General features: G+C 73.6%; 16 protein-coding genes and 1 tRNA gene. 6 read left to right on the forward strand and 11 right to left on the reverse strand.

From position 1 onward, the window contains the following. Positions 1-339: 339 nt before the first annotated feature. Positions 340-425 (forward strand) — tRNA-Leu (locus IE287_RS24065). A 154-nt stretch (positions 426-579) separates the two neighbouring features. Beyond that, on the forward strand, positions 580-1,482 hold the full coding sequence (locus IE287_RS24070; protein WP_189851250.1) for a Bax inhibitor-1/YccA family protein: 903 nt from the start codon (positions 580-582) through the stop codon (positions 1,480-1,482). Positions 1,483-1,555: 73 nt separating this feature from the next. On the opposite strand, the gene IE287_RS24075 is transcribed toward IE287_RS24070, so the two are convergent. Further along, positions 1,556-2,113: a TetR/AcrR family transcriptional regulator gene (locus tag IE287_RS24075; RefSeq protein ID WP_189851251.1), complete on the reverse strand. Its 558-nt coding sequence runs from the start codon at positions 2,111-2,113 to the stop codon at positions 1,556-1,558. 103 nt (positions 2,114-2,216) lie between these two features. On the opposite strand from IE287_RS24075, the gene IE287_RS24080 reads away from it, so the two are divergent. Both IE287_RS24080 and IE287_RS24085 read left to right on the forward strand, forming a co-directional pair. After that, positions 2,217-3,089, forward strand: a complete 873-nt coding sequence (locus IE287_RS24080; protein ID WP_189851252.1) for an alpha/beta fold hydrolase — start codon at positions 2,217-2,219, stop codon at positions 3,087-3,089. 53 nt (positions 3,090-3,142) lie between these two features. Next, positions 3,143-3,472, forward strand: a complete 330-nt coding sequence (locus IE287_RS24085; RefSeq protein WP_189851253.1) for a hypothetical protein — start codon at positions 3,143-3,145, stop codon at positions 3,470-3,472. 33 nt (positions 3,473-3,505) lie between these two features. Here the strand turns inward: IE287_RS24085 and IE287_RS24090 are convergent, their stop codons facing one another. The 3 genes from IE287_RS24090 to IE287_RS24100 form a co-directional block, all read right to left on the reverse strand. Next, positions 3,506-4,333, reverse strand: a complete 828-nt coding sequence (locus tag IE287_RS24090; RefSeq protein WP_189851254.1) for a hypothetical protein — start codon at positions 4,331-4,333, stop codon at positions 3,506-3,508. Between the two features lie 484 nt (positions 4,334-4,817). Continuing rightward, the gene (locus tag IE287_RS24095; RefSeq protein WP_189851255.1) at positions 4,818-6,038 is read right to left on the reverse strand and encodes an acetyl-CoA C-acetyltransferase; all 1,221 of its coding nucleotides are present in this window, start codon (positions 6,036-6,038) and stop codon (positions 4,818-4,820) included. 111 nt (positions 6,039-6,149) lie between these two features. Then, on the reverse strand, positions 6,150-7,214 hold the full coding sequence (locus tag IE287_RS24100) for an SGNH/GDSL hydrolase family protein (RefSeq protein ID WP_229883681.1): 1,065 nt from the start codon (positions 7,212-7,214) through the stop codon (positions 6,150-6,152). Between the two features lie 130 nt (positions 7,215-7,344). Here IE287_RS24100 and IE287_RS24105 point away from each other — a divergent pair, with 130 nt between their 5' ends. Then, positions 7,345-8,733, forward strand: coding sequence for a cystathionine beta-synthase (locus IE287_RS24105; protein ID WP_189851257.1), 1,389 nt, complete (start codon positions 7,345-7,347; stop codon positions 8,731-8,733). 359 nt (positions 8,734-9,092) lie between these two features. On the opposite strand, the gene IE287_RS24110 is transcribed toward IE287_RS24105, so the two are convergent. Continuing rightward, positions 9,093-9,803, reverse strand: a complete 711-nt coding sequence (locus IE287_RS24110; protein WP_194690239.1) for a DUF4232 domain-containing protein — start codon at positions 9,801-9,803, stop codon at positions 9,093-9,095. Between the two features lie 279 nt (positions 9,804-10,082). Here IE287_RS24110 and IE287_RS24115 point away from each other — a divergent pair, with 279 nt between their 5' ends. Next, the gene (locus tag IE287_RS24115) at positions 10,083-10,931 is read left to right on the forward strand and encodes a MurR/RpiR family transcriptional regulator (RefSeq protein WP_189851259.1); all 849 of its coding nucleotides are present in this window, start codon (positions 10,083-10,085) and stop codon (positions 10,929-10,931) included. A 10-nt stretch (positions 10,932-10,941) separates the two neighbouring features. Here IE287_RS24115 and IE287_RS24120 read toward each other — a convergent pair whose 3' ends face one another. From IE287_RS24120 to IE287_RS24145, 6 genes are all read right to left on the reverse strand, one after another. Next, positions 10,942-11,313 (reverse strand): hypothetical protein, encoded by a 372-nt coding sequence (locus IE287_RS24120; protein WP_189851260.1) that lies wholly within the window; start codon positions 11,311-11,313, stop codon positions 10,942-10,944. Between the two features lie 79 nt (positions 11,314-11,392). Beyond that, positions 11,393-11,827: a roadblock/LC7 domain-containing protein gene (locus IE287_RS24125; RefSeq protein WP_189851261.1), complete on the reverse strand. Its 435-nt coding sequence runs from the start codon at positions 11,825-11,827 to the stop codon at positions 11,393-11,395. Further along, positions 11,827-12,594 (reverse strand): transcriptional regulator, encoded by a 768-nt coding sequence (locus IE287_RS24130; RefSeq protein ID WP_189851262.1) that lies wholly within the window; start codon positions 12,592-12,594, stop codon positions 11,827-11,829. Before IE287_RS24130 ends, IE287_RS24125 begins: the two co-directional genes overlap by 1 nt. Next, positions 12,591-12,995, reverse strand: a complete 405-nt coding sequence (locus tag IE287_RS24135; RefSeq protein ID WP_189851263.1) for a hypothetical protein — start codon at positions 12,993-12,995, stop codon at positions 12,591-12,593. Before IE287_RS24135 ends, IE287_RS24130 begins: the two co-directional genes overlap by 4 nt. Positions 12,996-13,167: 172 nt before the next feature. After that, positions 13,168-13,635, reverse strand: a complete 468-nt coding sequence (locus IE287_RS24140) for an SRPBCC family protein (RefSeq protein WP_189851264.1) — start codon at positions 13,633-13,635, stop codon at positions 13,168-13,170. Between the two features lie 32 nt (positions 13,636-13,667). After that, complete coding sequence (locus IE287_RS24145) at positions 13,668-14,993, reverse strand: type III PLP-dependent enzyme domain-containing protein (protein WP_189851265.1); 1,326 nt, start codon at positions 14,991-14,993, stop codon at positions 13,668-13,670. Between the last annotated feature and the right edge of the window lie 168 nt (positions 14,994-15,161).

Genomic DNA, 15,161 nt, shown 5'->3' on the forward strand with positions numbered 1-15,161 from the left:
TCCCGGGAACCACTCCATCGTTTCGAACGTTCTTGTCGAGGTCGTCCGTCCACGTGCCCGTTCGAGGGGCCCTCTTGGGTCGGACCACGGCCTCCGGGACTCCTCCTCTGGTATGACGGCGTCCCTGAGGACGGACGTGACACACCTGCGGCGAGATCTGGTCAATCCGGGGGTGGCGCTTTGCGCCTGCGACCCCGGTCACAGTTCGAGAAAACCCCGCCCACCTGCACTGACGCACCCTCAGACGTCAATAAAATAAGACAACATCGGTCGCTCGTTCCGCTGAACGAGGGAAGGGCCCCGATAGGCTCCTGTGCCGACGCGGAGCTTCGCGGTAACGCCCGGATGGTGGAATAGCAGACACGGCGAGCTTAAACCTCGCTGGCCTTCGGGCCGTACCGGTTCAAGTCCGGTTCCGGGCACCATCCCGCCCCTCCCGCCGTCCCCGTCCGGGGGCCATGGCCGGTCAAGATCGAAAGTTGTCGCAAAAGATCCTCCCCGAGCACTAGAGAGTTTCTTTTGCCTACGCATTACCCTTGACGCAAGGCCGCGCAGTGCGGCCGTCCATGGAGGAGTGAGATGAGGAGCAGCAACCCGGTCTTCTCGCGACGGGGGTTCAGCCGCGACAACGGCTCCGCGGGCTTCAACGCGCAGCAGCCGCAGGCCGGGGGCCCCGCCGTCGGAGCGAACCCGTACGCGACCGGCAACCCGTACGCCGAGGGTGCGACCAACCCGTACGCCACCAACCCCTACGCCCCGCAGGACGTCCAGGCGCGCGCCCCGCAGCAGGCGCGCGGCAACGTGATGACGATCGACGACGTCGTGAGCCGTACGGCCATGACGCTCGGCACGGTCGTGCTCACCGCCGTCCTGTCCTGGCTGCTGCTGCCGGTCGACCCGGCGAACCTCGGGAAGTCGTACGGCATCGCCATCGGCGCCGCCCTCGTCGCCCTGGTGCTGTCGCTGGTGCAGTCCTTCAAGCGCAAGCCGTCGCCGGCGCTGATCCTGGGCTACGCGGCCTTCGAGGGCGTCTTCCTCGGCGTGATCTCCGCGGCGGTCTCGACCTACATCGCCGACGGCGTGGTCATCCAGGCGGTCCTGGGCACCATGGCGGTCTTCGCCGGCGTGCTCGTCGCCTACAAGATGGGCTGGATCCGGGTGAACCGCAGGTTCACCGGCTTCGTGATGGCCGCGGCCATGGGCTTCATGCTGCTCATGGTGGTCAACCTGCTCTTCGCGGTCTTCGCCGGCGGCGACGGCCTCGGCTTCCGCAGCGGTGGCCTCGGCATCCTCTTCGGCGTCATCGGCATCATCCTGGGCGCCTGCTTCCTCGCCCTCGACTTCAAGCAGGTCGAGGACGGCATCACCTACGGTGCCCCGCGCGAGGAGGCCTGGCTGGCCGCCTTCGGTCTCACCATGACCCTGGTGTGGATCTACCTGGAGATGCTGCGTCTGCTGTCGATCCTGCAGGGCGACGACTGACGCACCCCCCGACTCGGGGGAGGGGCCCGTCCGGCAGCCGCCGGGCGGGCCCTTCCGCGTGTCCGGGGGCTGCCTACCGGGCCGCGTCGAGCAGGACCCGGGCGGCCTCGCGGGCCTGGGCGGCCGGCCCGGGGGAGCCGGTGATGCCGGCGAGGACCATGGCGCCGTTGGCGAGCAGGGCCAGCTGGTCGGCGAGGAGCGGCGGGGCGCCCAGGGCGTCGGTCTGCTCGGCGAGGTGGGCCCGGAAGGCCTCCTTGTGGTCGCGGGCGATCGCCGCGACGGACGGGGTGCCCCCGCCGAGCTCCCCGAAGGCGTTGATGAAGGCGCAGCCCCGGAAGCCGGGCTCCGCGAACCAGTCGGCGAGCCAGTCGTAGACCGCCAGGACGCGCTCGTACGGCCCGCCGGCGACCCGGGCGCCGTGGGCGGCGAGGGAGGCCCTGACGGCCTCGTCCCGGCGCCTCAGGACGGCCTCCACGAGCAGTTCCTTGGAGGGGAAGACCTGGTACAGCCGCTTGAGCGAGACGCCGGACGCGGAGCGGATGGCGTCCATGCCGACGGCCTGCACCCCGCGTTCGCCGAAGAGCCGCTCCGCGGTGTCGAGCACTTTCGTCCCGGCGGTTTCCGCGTCCATCGTCCGATCACCCCTTGCGTGGAGAACCATCGTTCTCGTACTCTACAGGGCATCGGGAGAACGATCGTTCTCCCGATGGGAGACCGGAAACGGGGAGTCAGCCATGTCCAGCTTCGCCCTGCGCGCCCACACCGTCGCCGTCGACGGGCTCGACGTCTTCTACCGGGAGGCCGGCGACCCGGCGAACCCCACCCTCGTCCTGCTGCACGGCTTCCCGTCCAGCTCGCACATGTACCGCGGCCTCATCGCCGAGCTCGCCGACTCCTACCACCTCATCGCCCCCGACCACATCGGCTTCGGCGCCTCCGCCGCCCCGGCCGTCGAGGACTTCGCGTACGGCTTCGAGAGGCTCACCGAGATCACCCTGGGCCTCCTCGACCGGCTGGGCGTGGAGCGCTTCGCGCTCTACGTCCAGGACTACGGCGCCCCCATCGGCCTGCGGATCGCCTCCCGGAACCCCGACCGCGTCACCGCGATCGTCAGCCAGAGCGGCAACGCCTACCAGGAGGGCTTCACCCCCTTCTGGGACGTCCTCTTCGCCCACGCCCGGGACCGGGCGGCCCACGAGGCGGAGGTGCGGGAGCTGCTCACCGCCGAGGCCACCCGCTGGCAGTACACCCACGGCGTCCCCGCCGACCGGCTCGACCGGATCGCCCCCGAGACCTGGACCCTGGACCAGGCCGGCCTCGACCGGCCCGGCAACCGGGAGATCCAGCTCCAGCTCTTCTGGGACTACCAGTTCAACCTCGACGGCTACCCGGCCTTCCAGGAGTACTTCCGCACCCACCGGCCGCCGCTGCTCGCCGTCTGGGGGCGCAACGACGAGATCTTCGGCCCGGCCGGCGCCGAGGCCTTCGCCCGGGACCTGCCCGACGCGGAGATCCACCTGCTCGACGCCGGGCACTTCGCCCTGGAGACCCACGGCGAGGAGATCGCGGCCCTGGTCCGCGACTTCCTCGGACGCCACGCGAAGTGACGGGCCGGACCGGGGTGGGGGACGGGGGTCTCCACCCCGGTAGGGTCGGGCGGGTGCTGGATACGAGTGAACTGACCACCGCCGTGGAGCGCTTCGCGGACCGGCTCCGGGCGGCCCCGCAGAGCCGCCTCCAGCGCGGCGCGGCCGCCGAGGGCCTGGCCCTGGCCAGGGAGCTGGCGGTCCGCGCGCAGCGCGCCGAGGACCCGGACCGGGAGCCCCGGACCCTCCCCGACGCGGGCGTCTTCACCGTCGCCGACCAGCTCGCGGTGGCCGGCAACGACCTGGCCGAGATCCTGAGAACGGCCCCGGCCGACTCCCGGGAGCGGGAGCTGGACGAGGCCGTGAGGCTGGTGCGGGAGGCGCGGGACCGGTCGGGGCTGTAGCCCGGGCGTCCGGCGCGGCGGGCGGCCGGGCGGTCAGAGGGACGCGATGACCCGGTCCGCGAGGATGTAGACGTTCTCCTCGTCGGTCTCGCCGTACGAGAAGGTGAGGGCGAAGGCTCCCGAGACGCCCGAGCCGCCGAGCAGCACCGGGGTGCGGCCGGCCCGGAGGGCCTCCGCCAGGCGCTCCGCGGTCTCGCGGTGCCCCGGGGTCATGCAGAGCGTGGTGCCGTCGGCGAAGACGTACACGTCGAGCGTGCCGAGCGGGCCCGGACGCACGTCGGTGAGGGCGGTGGCCGTGTCGGCCAGCTCCTCCAGGCGCGCCACCGTGCGCTCGTGGTCCGTCACGACCGGCGTCTGCACCGGCACGAAGTCCGGATGCGAGGGGTGCCGGCGGCGGGCCGCGGCCAGCTCCGGGGAGTCCTCCGGGTACTCCGGGAAGTCGTCCACCGGGTCCGCGAGGCCGTCGAGGGAGGCCGCCTCGGCCTCCATGGCCTCCAGCGCCATCGCCTCCAGGCCCACGAAGTCCGTCTGGCGCGGCACGAAGAGACCGCCGGTCTCCTCGCCGCCCAGGCCGCCGAGGAGGGCGGAGGGCGCGTCGGCCGCGTCCCGGGCCTCCTGCGCGGCCCAGAAGGCACGCGCCTCGGCGAGCTCGCGCTCGCGCTCCTCGGCCAGCGCCTCCGCCACCGCGGCCCGTATCTCGGCGGCGGGCGTGGCGCGGGCCGCGGGGACCGTCACGCCGTGGCCGGCGGCCAGCTCGGTGCGCAGGGCGGTGACCTCCTTGCGGAGACCCCGCACGTGGTGCAGGGCAGCGGCGCCCACGGCCGTGGCAGCGGCCGTGGTCAGCAGCAGGGCAAGAGACATGGCGCTCACTGACGTACTCCCGGTTCGAGTCGATCCCCCGACTTCCTACATCAGCTTGTCGTGGGACGGGGCTCCCTGTCAGTGCATTACGTCACGAATTGGACAGGTATTTCGACCGGGCGTTTAGTCCTGGAACCGCTCTGACCTGGGAAAACGAACTCCCCCGGGATATAGGTCACATCCTGGGGGAGATTCGGTCACGGCTGGGACGCGGTGAGGTTGACGCGCTCGGCGAGTGGAGAGCGGACCCGTTCCCGTACGGGACGGGGCACCGCCCTCGTACCGGCCCGGCCGCTCGATTCCTTCGGCCGCCCCGGGCCCCGCCTCCGTTGCGGGCAGGTGCCGCCCTCGTTCCTCGGGCGACCCCTACCCTCCGCTGCGGCTCAGCTCAGCCGCTCGATTCCTTCGGCCGCGCCGGGCCCCGCCTCCGCTGCGGGCAGGTGCCGCCCTCGTTCCTCGGGCGACCCCTACCCTCCGCTGCGGCTCAGCTCAGCCGCTCGATGACCATCGCCATGCCCTGGCCGCCGCCCACGCACATGGTCTCCAGGCCGAACTGCTTGTCGTGGAACTGGAGGCTGTTGATCAGGGTGCCGGTGATGCGGGCGCCGGTCATGCCGAAGGGGTGGCCGACGGCGATGGCGCCGCCGTTGACGTTGACCTTGTCCAGGTCCAGGCCGAGGTCCTGGTAGGACGGGATGACCTGGGCGGCGAAGGCCTCGTTGATCTCGGCGAGGTCGATGTCGCCGATGGTCAGGCCGGCGCGCTTCAGGGCCTGCTTCGACGCCTCGACCGGGCCGAGGCCCATGATCTCGGGGGAGAGGCCGGAGACGCCGGTGGAGACGATCCGGGCCAGCGGGGTCAGGCCCAGCTCGCGCGCCTTGGTGTCGGACATGATGACGAGCGCGGCGGCGCCGTCGTTCAGCGGGCAGCAGTTGCCGGCGGTGACCAGGCCGTCGGGGCGGAAGACCGGCTTCAGGCCGGAGACGCCCTCCAGGGTGACGCCGGCGCGCGGGCCGTCGTCGGTGGAGACGACCGTCCCGTCCGGGAGGGTCACCGGGGTGATCTCGCGCTCCCAGAAGCCGTTCTTGATGGCCTGCTCGGCGAGGTTCTGCGAGCGGACGCCGAACTCGTCCATCTCCTGGCGGCTGATGCCCTTCCAGCGGGCGAGGTTCTCCGCGGTCTGGCCCATGGCGATGTACGCGTCGGGGACGAGGCCGTCCTCGCGCGGGTCGTGCCAGGAGGAGCCCTCGGAGGCGGCGACCTCGGCGGTGCGGGCCTCGGCGTCGGCGAAGAACGGGTTGTGCGTGTCCGGCAGGGAGTCCGAGTTGCCCTTCACGAAGGAGGAGACCATCTCGACGCCGGCCGAGACGAAGACGTCGCCCTCGCCCGCCTTGATCGCGTGCAGCGCCATCCGCGAGGTCTGGAGCGAGGAGGAGCAGTAGCGGGTGACGGTGCAGCCCGGGAGGTGGTCCATGCCCATCTGCACCGCGACGATCCGGCCCAGGTTGTTGCCCTGCTCGCCGCCCGGGAGGCCGCAGCCCAGCATCAGGTCGTCGATGTCGCGCGGGTCCAGCTCGGGGACCTTGGCGAGCGCGGCCTGGATGATCGTGGCCGTGAGGTCGTCGGGGCGCAGGTCCTTCAGGGAGCCCTTGAAGGCCCGGCCGATGGGGGAACGGGCGGTCGAGACGATCACGGCTTCGGGCATCACGGCTCCAGGGGGCTGGTGGCGGTCGGACTCCTTGGGAAGTTACCCGCACGTACCGGGCGGGGTCACCGGGATCGGCGTGTGATGCGGACCTCTTTTCTAAGCGCTTGCTCAGGTGCGCGGCGCATCCTGCGGCAGCGGCTCCCCACGGCCCCCGTGCGCCCCCTCCGCGGCCCCGGCGGGGCCCCGGGGCTCCGCCGCGTCCGCCTCCGCCGCCTCCGTCAGCCGCCGCCGGCGCCGGTGCTTCAGGAGCGCCCACGGGGCCCGGACCCCGGTCACCTCGGTGCCCGCCTGCTTCACCGCCTCGGCCGCGGCCTTCGCCACCGGCAGCACGTCCTCGCTGCGGCCCGGCTCCAGGCGGTCCGGTTCCGGCCACACGCCGAGCGAGGCGCACAGGGTCGGCAGCACCGCCATCGCCGCCGTCGCGTACCCCTCCGCCGACGGGTGGAAGAGGTCCACCCCGAACATCTCCCGCGGGTTCGCCGCGAACTCCGGGCCGAGCAGGTCGCCCAGCGACACCGTCCGCCCGCCCTGCTCCACCACCACGATCGTCTGCGCCGCCGCCAGCTGCCGCGAGGCCCGCCGGGCCAGCCAGCGCAGCGGCTGGTAGACCGGCTCGATGGTGCCCAGATCCGGGCAGGTGCCGACGACCACCTCCGCCCCGGCCGTGCGCAGCCGCCGCACCGCCGCCGCCAGGAGCCGCACCGACTCCGTCGCCGGCATCCGGTGCGTCACGTCGTTCGCCCCGATCATGATCACGCAGACGTCCGGCGGGCCCAGCGGCTGCGCGAGCAGCAGCGACACCTGACGCTCCAGGTCGTCCGAGCGGGCGCCCGACAGCGCCACGTTCCGCAGCGCCACCGGGCGCTCCGCGACCGCCGCCAGCCCCGAGGCGAGCAGCGCGCCCGGCGTCTGACCCGCCCGGCGCACACCCTGGCCGGCCGCCGTGGAATCACCCAGAAGGGCCAGCCGCAGGGGGTCCTCCGTGCCGAACGCCCTCCCGTACAGCCCGTCCGCGGCCGGCGGCAGCGGGGCCGTCCCCGTGCCCACCGTCCGCTTCGCGAGCTGCGCCTCCGCCAGCACGACCCCCACCGCGGCCACGCCGATCAGGCCGATGCTCCCGCCGCCGTACGCCGCTCCCGCCGCGATCCGGCGCGCCACCCTCGCCCTGGACATCGGGGGCGTCACCTCCTTCGAGCCGTACAGGTCCTCACGTCCTTCAAGCCGTTCAGGGTCTAACTGCCCCGAAAGGCGTCCCGACTACGCATACGCTGGCCACACCATTACGGAGACCCCGGAGAACACGGTGCAATTCCACGACTCGATGATCAGCCTCGTCGGCAACACCCCGCTGGTGAAGCTCAACAACGTGACGGCAGGCATTCAGGCCACCGTCCTCGCCAAGGTCGAGTACTTCAACCCCGGCGGGTCGGTCAAGGACCGCATCGCCCTGCGCATGATCGAGGCGGCCGAGCAGAGCGGCGAGCTGAAGCCCGGCGGCACCATCGTCGAGCCCACGTCCGGCAACACCGGCGTCGGCCTGGCGATCGTGGCCCAGCAGAAGGGCTACAAGTGCATCTTCGTCTGCCCGGACAAGGTGTCCCTCGACAAGATCAACGTGCTGCGGGCCTACGGTGCCGAGGTCGTCGTCTGCCCCACCGCCGTCGATCCGGAGCACCCGGACTCGTACTACAACGTCTCGGACCGGCTCGTCCGCGAGACCCCCGGCGCCTGGAAGCCCGACCAGTACTCCAACCCGAACAACCCCCGCTCGCACTACGAGACCACCGGTCCCGAGCTGTGGGAGCAGACCGAGGGGAAGATCACCCACTTCGTGGCGGGCGTCGGCACCGGCGGCACCATCTCCGGCACCGGCAACTACCTCAAGGAGGCCAGCGGCGGGACCGTCAAGGTCATCGGCGCCGACCCCGAGGGCTCCGTCTACTCCGGCGGCTCCGGCCGTCCGTACCTGGTCGAGGGCGTCGGCGAGGACTTCTGGCCCACCGCCTACGACCGGAACGTCACCGACCGGATCGTCGCGGTGTCCGACAAGGACTCCTTCCAGATGACCCGGCGCCTCGCCAAGGAGGAGGGCCTGCTCGTCGGCGGCTCCTGCGGCATGGCCGTGGTCGCCGCCCTGGAGGTCGCCCGCGAGCTGGGCCCCGACGACGTCGTCGTCGTCCTGCTGCCGGACTCCGGCCGCGGCTACATGTCGAAGATCTTCAACGACGAGTGGATGGCCGACTACGGCTTCCTGGAGTCCACCGCCACCGCCACCGTCGCCGACGTCCTGCGCCACAAGGACGAGGGCGGCCTGCCCTCCCTCGTCCACATGCACCCGGACGAGACCGTCGGCCAGGCCATCGAGGTGCTGCGCGAGTACGGCGTCTCCCAGATGCCGATCGTGAAGCCCGGCGCCGGCCACCCCGACGTGATGGCCGCCGAGGTCATCGGCTCGGTCGTGGAGCGGGAGCTCCTGGACCACCTCTTCACCCAGAAGGCGCAGCTGGAGGACCCGCTGGAGGGCCACATGTCCGCGCCGCTGCCGCAGGTCGGCTCGGGCGAGCCGGTCGCCGACCTGATGTCGGTCCTCGGCGGCGCCGACGCCGCGATCGTCCTGGTCGAGGGCAAGCCCACCGGCGTCGTCAGCCGCCAGGACCTGCTCGCCTTCCTGGCCGGCGGCGGTTCGAAGTAGCACCCCGCCGGGGGCGGCGGGTGCGCGCGGGGGCGTTCGCGCAAACGGTACGAGCGCGTCACGTCCACGCAGCACCCGCTTAACACGCCTCCGGCAGAGTGTTCCTCGTCGGCGTCACAGAACTTCCGGAGCGGCTCCCGGACCTCTGAAGACGCCGCGGACGCGGAGACCGGCCCTGACCCGGGCCCGTGTCCCCCGCGGGGACCGCCGTCGTCCCGCCCCCCAGCGATGGGGGTGCGGCGGTCCCCGCGCCACCTTCCTCCCGGCCCGGAGCGCCCCTGTCCGGAGCGCCCACGGCCCGGAACCCTCCCGCCCGGAGCGACCCGGTCCGGAGCGCCCCGGTCCGGAGCGCGTCCGGATCAGAGCTGGGTGATCGGCCGCATCGCCAGGCCCTCGGTGCCGGCCCAGCCGTTCACCCGCGCCGCGTCGTCGACCGAGATCGTGCCGAGGCCGCCGGGCAGGTCGAAGACGAGCGTGCCGCGCAGCTCGGTGCCCTCGCCGGCGACCAGGGTCGCCGTGAAGCGGTCGGACCGGTCGTACTCGGCCTCGCCGCCCTCGTCGTTCCCGAAGGCGTACAGGCCCGCGTAGGCCTTGCCGCCGCCCTCGACGACGACGGGCTCGGAGTCCGGCTCGCCGAGCGTCTCGACGATCGGGGCGTCGTCGCCCGCCTCGAGCCGCAGGATCGGCGCCTCGTTGAGGACGCACGGCGTCTTCGAGCCGTTGGTGACCGTCAGCAGGAAGTGGCGGGGGGTCTCCCCGGCCGGGTCCTGGAGCTCGACCGCGGTGGTGAGCCCGTCGGCCTCGCAGTCGGCGTACTCCGTGCCGTTGCCGCCGCCGGTCTCGCCGCTGTCCCCGGTCCCCGTGGCCGACGGGCTGCCGCCGCCGGTGCCGGAGTCGCCCGTGGGCGCGGTGGCCTCCGGCGTGCTCCCGCCGGCCGACGCGGAGCCCGAGGGGGCGGCCGCCGACGGGGCGGTCGCGCTCGGTCCGGCGGCGGCCGGCTCGTCGCCCTGGCAGGCGGTGGTCGTCAGCAGGGCCGCGACCGCCGCCGCGCCCAGGACGGCGCCGCGCACGCGCCGCCGCGGTGAACCGGCTCTCGTCGTCCTCGCGTTCATGTCGATCCCTCTTCCCCCGTGACCGGCCCGGAGCCGGTCGTCACGTCTGCGACACGGCTATTGTTGCCACGCGGGGGAGCCGGTTCACCGGCCTCCGCCGTTTGTTACAGCCCCCGCACGATTCGGATGTCCGGGCGTGACCGCGCCCGCCCGTCCGCCGCTCCCTCCCCGCCCCGCACCCCCTCTGCATATCCTTATGCAGACAGGGTCAGGGATGAATGGATGAAGGGGGACGGCATGAGCGACAGCCCGGCCGGGCGGCTCCAGGCGCTCTTCGAGGGGCACCGGCTCACGCCCACGCAGCGGCGGATCGCCCACTGCATGGTCCGGCGGGCCGCCGACGCGCCCTTCCTCTCCAGCGTCGAGCTCGCCGAGCTCGCCGGCGTCAGCCAGCCCTCCGTGACCCGCTTCGCGGTCGCCCTCGGCTTCGACGGCTACCCGGCGCTCCGCCGGCACCTGCGGGAGGTCGCGCCGCCCGAGCGGCCGGCCGCCGCCCCGGGGGAGGACGCCGGGCACAACGAGTACCAGCAGGCCGTCCTCGCCGAGATCGAGAACCTCCGGCACCTCGCCGGGCTGCTCGCCGACCCCGCGCCGGTGGAGCGCGCCGGACGGCTGCTCGCCGCCTCGCGGCCGCTGCCCGTCCTCGGTCTGCGCGCCGCCTCCTCGCAGGCCCGCGGCTTCGCCTACTTCGCCGCCAAGGTGCACCCGGACGTGCGGCTGCTCGACGAGGGCGGTTCGATGCTCGACGACCGGATCGACGCGGCCGTCCGGGCCGGGGCCACCGCGCTGCTCTGCTTCGCGCTGCCCCGGCACCCGCGGGAGGTCGTCGAGGCGCTGGAGTACGCGCGGACGGCCGGGCTCACCGTGGTGACCGTGGCCGACTCCGCCTTCGCGCCCGTCGCCGCCCACTCCGACCTGCTCATCCCGGCCGCCGTCGGCACCGGGCTCGCCTTCGACACCGCCTGTGCCCCGATGCTGCTCGGCCGGGTCCTGCTGGAGGCCATGGCGGACGAGCTGCCGGACGCCCAGGCGCGCCTGGAGCGCTTCGACGCGAAGGCGGCGGAGCGGGGGCTCTTCGTGGAGTGAGCCGGCGGGGTCAGACGTCCAGCTCGGCCTCGATCTTCTTCAGCTGGTGGCGGGCCATCGCCAGGTTGGCCCGGTCCTTGGCCAGCGCCAGGTAGAGGAAGAGGCCGTTGCTGCCGCGGGACTTGAGCAGCCGGATGAGGTGGTACTGGCTGCCGAGGGTGATGAGGATGTCCTCGATCTCCTCCTGGATGCCCAGCATCTCCATCGTCCGCACCTTGGCGCGGACCACGTCGGTGTTGCCCGCCGCGGCCACGGTCAGGTCCAGGTCCTTGCCGCCGCCGAGGGTGCCGAGGGCCATGCCGCTGGTGTAGTCGACGAGGGCCGCGCCGATGAAGCCCTCGATCGAGGAGGCTTCCTTCAGGGAGGTCTCGGTGTTCGCCATGGTGTGCCACTTCCTTCTTCTGTGCGTGTGACGGGTGTCGGGTGGGGGAACGGCCGCCTCGCGGGGCCGGACCGGTGGATCAGACGAGGTCCCTGCGCTCCAGTGCGCCGTCGACGAGGTCGCCGATGCGGAGGCTGGAGCGACGGGCCTCCAGGTGGAGCCGGCCCACGTTGATGCGGGGCTCGGCGAGCAGGGTGAGGACGGCGGAGCCGCCCGCGGCGTAGGTGGCCACGTAGCCGGCCTCGCCGCGGACGAGCAGCTCCCGGAAGCCGCCCTGGCCGGTGGATTCGGTCAGCCGCCGGCCGACGCCGAGCGCGGCGGCGGTCAGCGCGGCGACGCTCTCGGCGGCGCCGTCCACGGTGTCGTGGGCGAGCACCAGCCCGTCGGCGCTGGCCGCGAGCGCCCCGGTGAGCTGGGGCAGCCGGGCGCGCAGGCGTCTGAGCTCGCCGAGCACCTCTGCTTCGGCTGTCATCAACTGTCTCCTCTCGGCGCGCAGGCGCAGAGCACGCCTCATCACAGGTGTGCCTCCAGGGCGTCACGGAGCCGGCGCAGCAGGGCGATGTCGGGGTCGGACACCGGGGGGACCGGAGACCACTCCGGGGGCGGCGGTGGGGGGGTGGCGTCGGGGGCCGCGTCGAGCGGGGTCTCGACGAGTCCGGCGGCGGCGAGCCTGCGGACGTCGAGGAGGGTGTGGAAGGCGGGGCGGCCGAGGACCCGGGCCAGCTCGGCGGGGGTGCGGACCCCGTCGGCGGCGGCGAGCAGGGCCCTGCGGCGGGCGCCCACGCCCTGGCCGGGGGCGGCGGGGCGGGGCACGACGGGGGCGCTGTCGACGGAGGCGTACGGCCAGACGGCGTCGAGGAGTTCGCGGCGGCGGAGGGTCTCGCGCTCGACGGCCTCGGCGGAGACCGGGCGGACCGTGCCGAACCAGTGCCCGACGCCGTACCGGAAGCGGGTGGGGCCACTGGTGGGGGAGAGGGCGAAGAAGGCGGCGTCGAAGACGGCGCCGAGGTGGCATATCTCCAGCTCTCCGTCGCGCAGCCGTCCGCTGTCGACGAGGAAGCGGCCGACGGCGCGGTGGGCTCCGGCCCGGTCGACGGCCTCGTCCCAGTTCTCCCGGGGGAGCCGGCCCGCGGTGGTGAGGAGGACGTCCATGCCGGGGGAGGCGGGGCTCTCGGCGTGCACCACCCGGCCGTCGACGAGGTAGAGGGTGCCGTGGTCGCGGAGCAGGGCGCCGGTGGCCCGCTCCGCCGCGAGCCGCACGAGCATGGGGGAGACGCTCATCCCAGGACCAGTTTTTCGGCGAGGTCGCCGAGGCGTATGCGGGCGAGGGCGAGGTTGCCGGTGTCGCGGTCGAGCCAGAGGTGGAGGAAGACGCTGCTGTCGAAGGAGGTCCGGACGAAGCGTATGACGTGGTAGCCGGCGCGGGTGGTGACGATCAGGTCCTCGACGGGCGGCACGCCCCCGTCCTCGGCCGGCGGTTCCTCCGCGGCGGCGGTGAAGGAGTCGAACTCGGCTGCGGCGCGAGCGAGTTCGGCGGTCTCGGCGGCGGTCGTCTCGTGGTCGCCGACCGGCGACTCGCCCGCGGTCCCGAGTGCGAGGCCGCTGTTCCAGTCGACCAGGGAGGCACCGCGAGCACCCGGCAGGGTCATGGCCTCCATGAGGCACTCGTCGATTCCGGGCACGCGGGCTCCCCTCCCGATACGGCGTGCGAGCAACGGCAGTGACGGTGACGTTACTGAACGGCGTGGCCCGCGGAGGGGGTTCTGGCATTTTCCATCGGAACATGCCCACAGGAGGCCGGAATTGACCGACGATGGAGGGTGGAGCCCCGGGCGGAGGGCGTCCCGGGCCGGGTCAGTACCGGCTCTCGACCGCCCGCGCGATGTCCTCCAGGTCCTTCGTGAGCGCCCTGGAGACCGCCCTCGCGCCGAAGCGGGCGAGGAGGCGGCCGGCGAGGCCCGTGCCGCGGCCCCCCGCCGGAGTGGCCGAGAAGGCCATCCGCAGCACGCTGGCGTCCGGCCCCTCGGCGCGCAGGGAGAGCTCGGAGGCGTAGTGCATGCCGTGCGAGTCGGCGACCGTCACGTACCGGTCGGGCGGCTCGCACTCGGTCACCGTCATCTCCTCGGTGGCCTCCTTGCCCATCATGCGCCGGGTCTCCCGCCAGCGGGTGCCCACGCCGAAGCCGCCTTCCGTGAGCACCTCGACCCGCTGGACCCCGGACAGCACCCGGGGCATGTCCGGCAGGTCGGTGATCGACTCCCAGACACGGCCGGGCGAGGCGGCGACCCGGCGCTCCACGACGACGGTTGTGGTGGTGGTCATGGCTCCATCGAAGGGGGTGTCCCGGCACGGCGCTACCGGACGAGCGCGTCGGCGCGGGCGCCGCCGGCCTCGGCGACGATCTCCCGCGCGGTCTGTGCCGGGCGGACCAGGGCGAAGGAGACGGTGCCGTCGCCGGCGAGCGAGAAGCCGTGCACGGCGGGGCGGGGCAGGCTGTTGTAGGCGTAGTGGTGGGCGAAGGCGTACGCGCCGGTGTCCGGGACGGCCACCACGTCGCCCGGGCGGAGCCGCGGCAGGGCGCGGCCGGCGGCGAGCAGGTCCCCGGCGAAGCAGGCGGGGCCCGCCACGTCCTGGACGACGGCCTCGCCGGTCCGGGGGCGGCCCTCGGAGTCGTAGGCGAGGATCCGCAGCGGCCAGGCCTCGGGGGCGTAGACGGTCCGGGTGGCGAGCTGGACGCCGGCGTGGGTGACGGCGATGGGGCGGCCGCCGGAGGTCTTGGTGTACTCGACGCGGGTGAGGACCGTGCCGTGCTTGGCGAGCAGGGAGCGCCCGAACTCGGTGACCAGGCGGTAGCGCCCGTCCAGGAGGCCGGGGGCGGTGGCGGCGAGCAGCCGGGCGTACGCGGCGTGGGTGGGGGTCTCCTCGTCGGAGGCGAAGTTCACCGGGAGGCCGCCCCCGATGTCGAGGGTGTCGACCTGCGGGCGGCCGGCCTTCGCGTTGATCTCCTCGGCCAGCTCGTGGGCGGCCCGGACGCCTTCGGCCATCAGGGTGAGCGGGACGCCCTGGGAGCCGGTGTGGGTGTGCAGCCGGGTGAGCCAGGGGCGGTCCAGGAAGGCCCGGACGACGGCCTCGCGGGCGCCCTCGTCGCGCAGCGCGACGCCGAACTTGGAGGTGGCGGTGGCGGTGGACAGGGCGCCGATGGAGCCGGCTCCGACCTGCGGGTTGACCCGCAGCCCGAGGGGGGAGGCGGTGGGGGCGGCGGCGACCAGGGCGTCGAGGCGCTCCAGCTCCTGGAGGTTGTCGGCGTTGACCGCGATTCCGAGGGCGAGGGCCTCGCGCAGTTCGGCGGAGGTCTTGGCGGGCGAGTCGAGGACCGTGCGCGACGGGGGCAGCCCGGCGGCGCGGGCGAGGGCCAGCTCGCCGGGGCTCGCGACCTCGGCGCCGAGTCCGGCCTCGGCGAGCAGCCGCAGGACGGGGACGAGCGGGGCGGCCTTCACGGCGAAGGCGTGCAGCACCTCGGCCCGGGTGACGGCGGCGAAGGCGCCGGTCAGGGCGGCGGCGGAGGCGCGGATGCCGGCGGTGTCGAGGAGGGCGACGACGGGGGCGTCGGGGGCGAGGAGTCCCTGGGCGACGGCGGCCCGGACGGCGAGGTCACGGCGGTGGGAGGCCATGGGGTCCATCCTGTCGGGCCGGGCGCGGCCCGTCACCGGGGCGTACGCGGGGGGCGCGGAGGGGGCGCGGCAGGGCGCGTGGCGGGACGGCCGGAGCCCCCGCGCACCGGGCGGTCGCGCCGCGCCCTGTTGACTACAACTATTCAGCAAGCCAGGATGTGAATATCTGAACGACAT

The organism is Streptomyces omiyaensis, assembly GCF_014650895.1.
In the GTDB taxonomy this organism is placed as follows: Bacteria; Actinomycetota; Actinomycetes; order Streptomycetales; family Streptomycetaceae; genus Streptomyces; species Streptomyces omiyaensis.

What these genes read in the sequence shown, in the direction of transcription:
- IE287_RS24090 (WP_189851254.1), bottom strand. Translation starts at nt 4,333, where the DNA reads ATGTCTCTTGCCCTGCTGCTGACCACGGCCGCTGCCACGGCCGTGGGC.
- IE287_RS24070 (WP_189851250.1), top strand. Translation starts at nt 580, where the DNA reads ATGAGGAGCAGCAACCCGGTCTTCTCGCGACGGGGGTTCAGCCGCGAC.
- IE287_RS24080 (WP_189851252.1), top strand. Translation starts at nt 2,217, where the DNA reads ATGTCCAGCTTCGCCCTGCGCGCCCACACCGTCGCCGTCGACGGGCTC.
- IE287_RS24140 (WP_189851264.1), bottom strand. Translation starts at nt 13,635, where the DNA reads ATGACCACCACCACAACCGTCGTCGTGGAGCGCCGGGTCGCCGCCTCG.
- IE287_RS24120 (WP_189851260.1), bottom strand. Translation starts at nt 11,313, where the DNA reads ATGGCGAACACCGAGACCTCCCTGAAGGAAGCCTCCTCGATCGAGGGC.
- IE287_RS24130 (WP_189851262.1), bottom strand. Translation starts at nt 12,594, where the DNA reads ATGAGCGTCTCCCCCATGCTCGTGCGGCTCGCGGCGGAGCGGGCCACC.
- IE287_RS24075 (WP_189851251.1), bottom strand. Translation starts at nt 2,113, where the DNA reads ATGGACGCGGAAACCGCCGGGACGAAAGTGCTCGACACCGCGGAGCGG.
- IE287_RS24100 (WP_229883681.1), bottom strand. Translation starts at nt 7,214, where the DNA reads ATGTCCAGGGCGAGGGTGGCGCGCCGGATCGCGGCGGGAGCGGCGTAC.
- IE287_RS24145 (WP_189851265.1), bottom strand. Translation starts at nt 14,993, where the DNA reads ATGGACCCCATGGCCTCCCACCGCCGTGACCTCGCCGTCCGGGCCGCC.
- IE287_RS24115 (WP_189851259.1), top strand. Translation starts at nt 10,083, where the DNA reads ATGAGCGACAGCCCGGCCGGGCGGCTCCAGGCGCTCTTCGAGGGGCAC.
- IE287_RS24125 (WP_189851261.1), bottom strand. Translation starts at nt 11,827, where the DNA reads ATGAGGCGTGCTCTGCGCCTGCGCGCCGAGAGGAGACAGTTGATGACA.
- IE287_RS24095 (WP_189851255.1), bottom strand. Translation starts at nt 6,038, where the DNA reads ATGCCCGAAGCCGTGATCGTCTCGACCGCCCGTTCCCCCATCGGCCGG.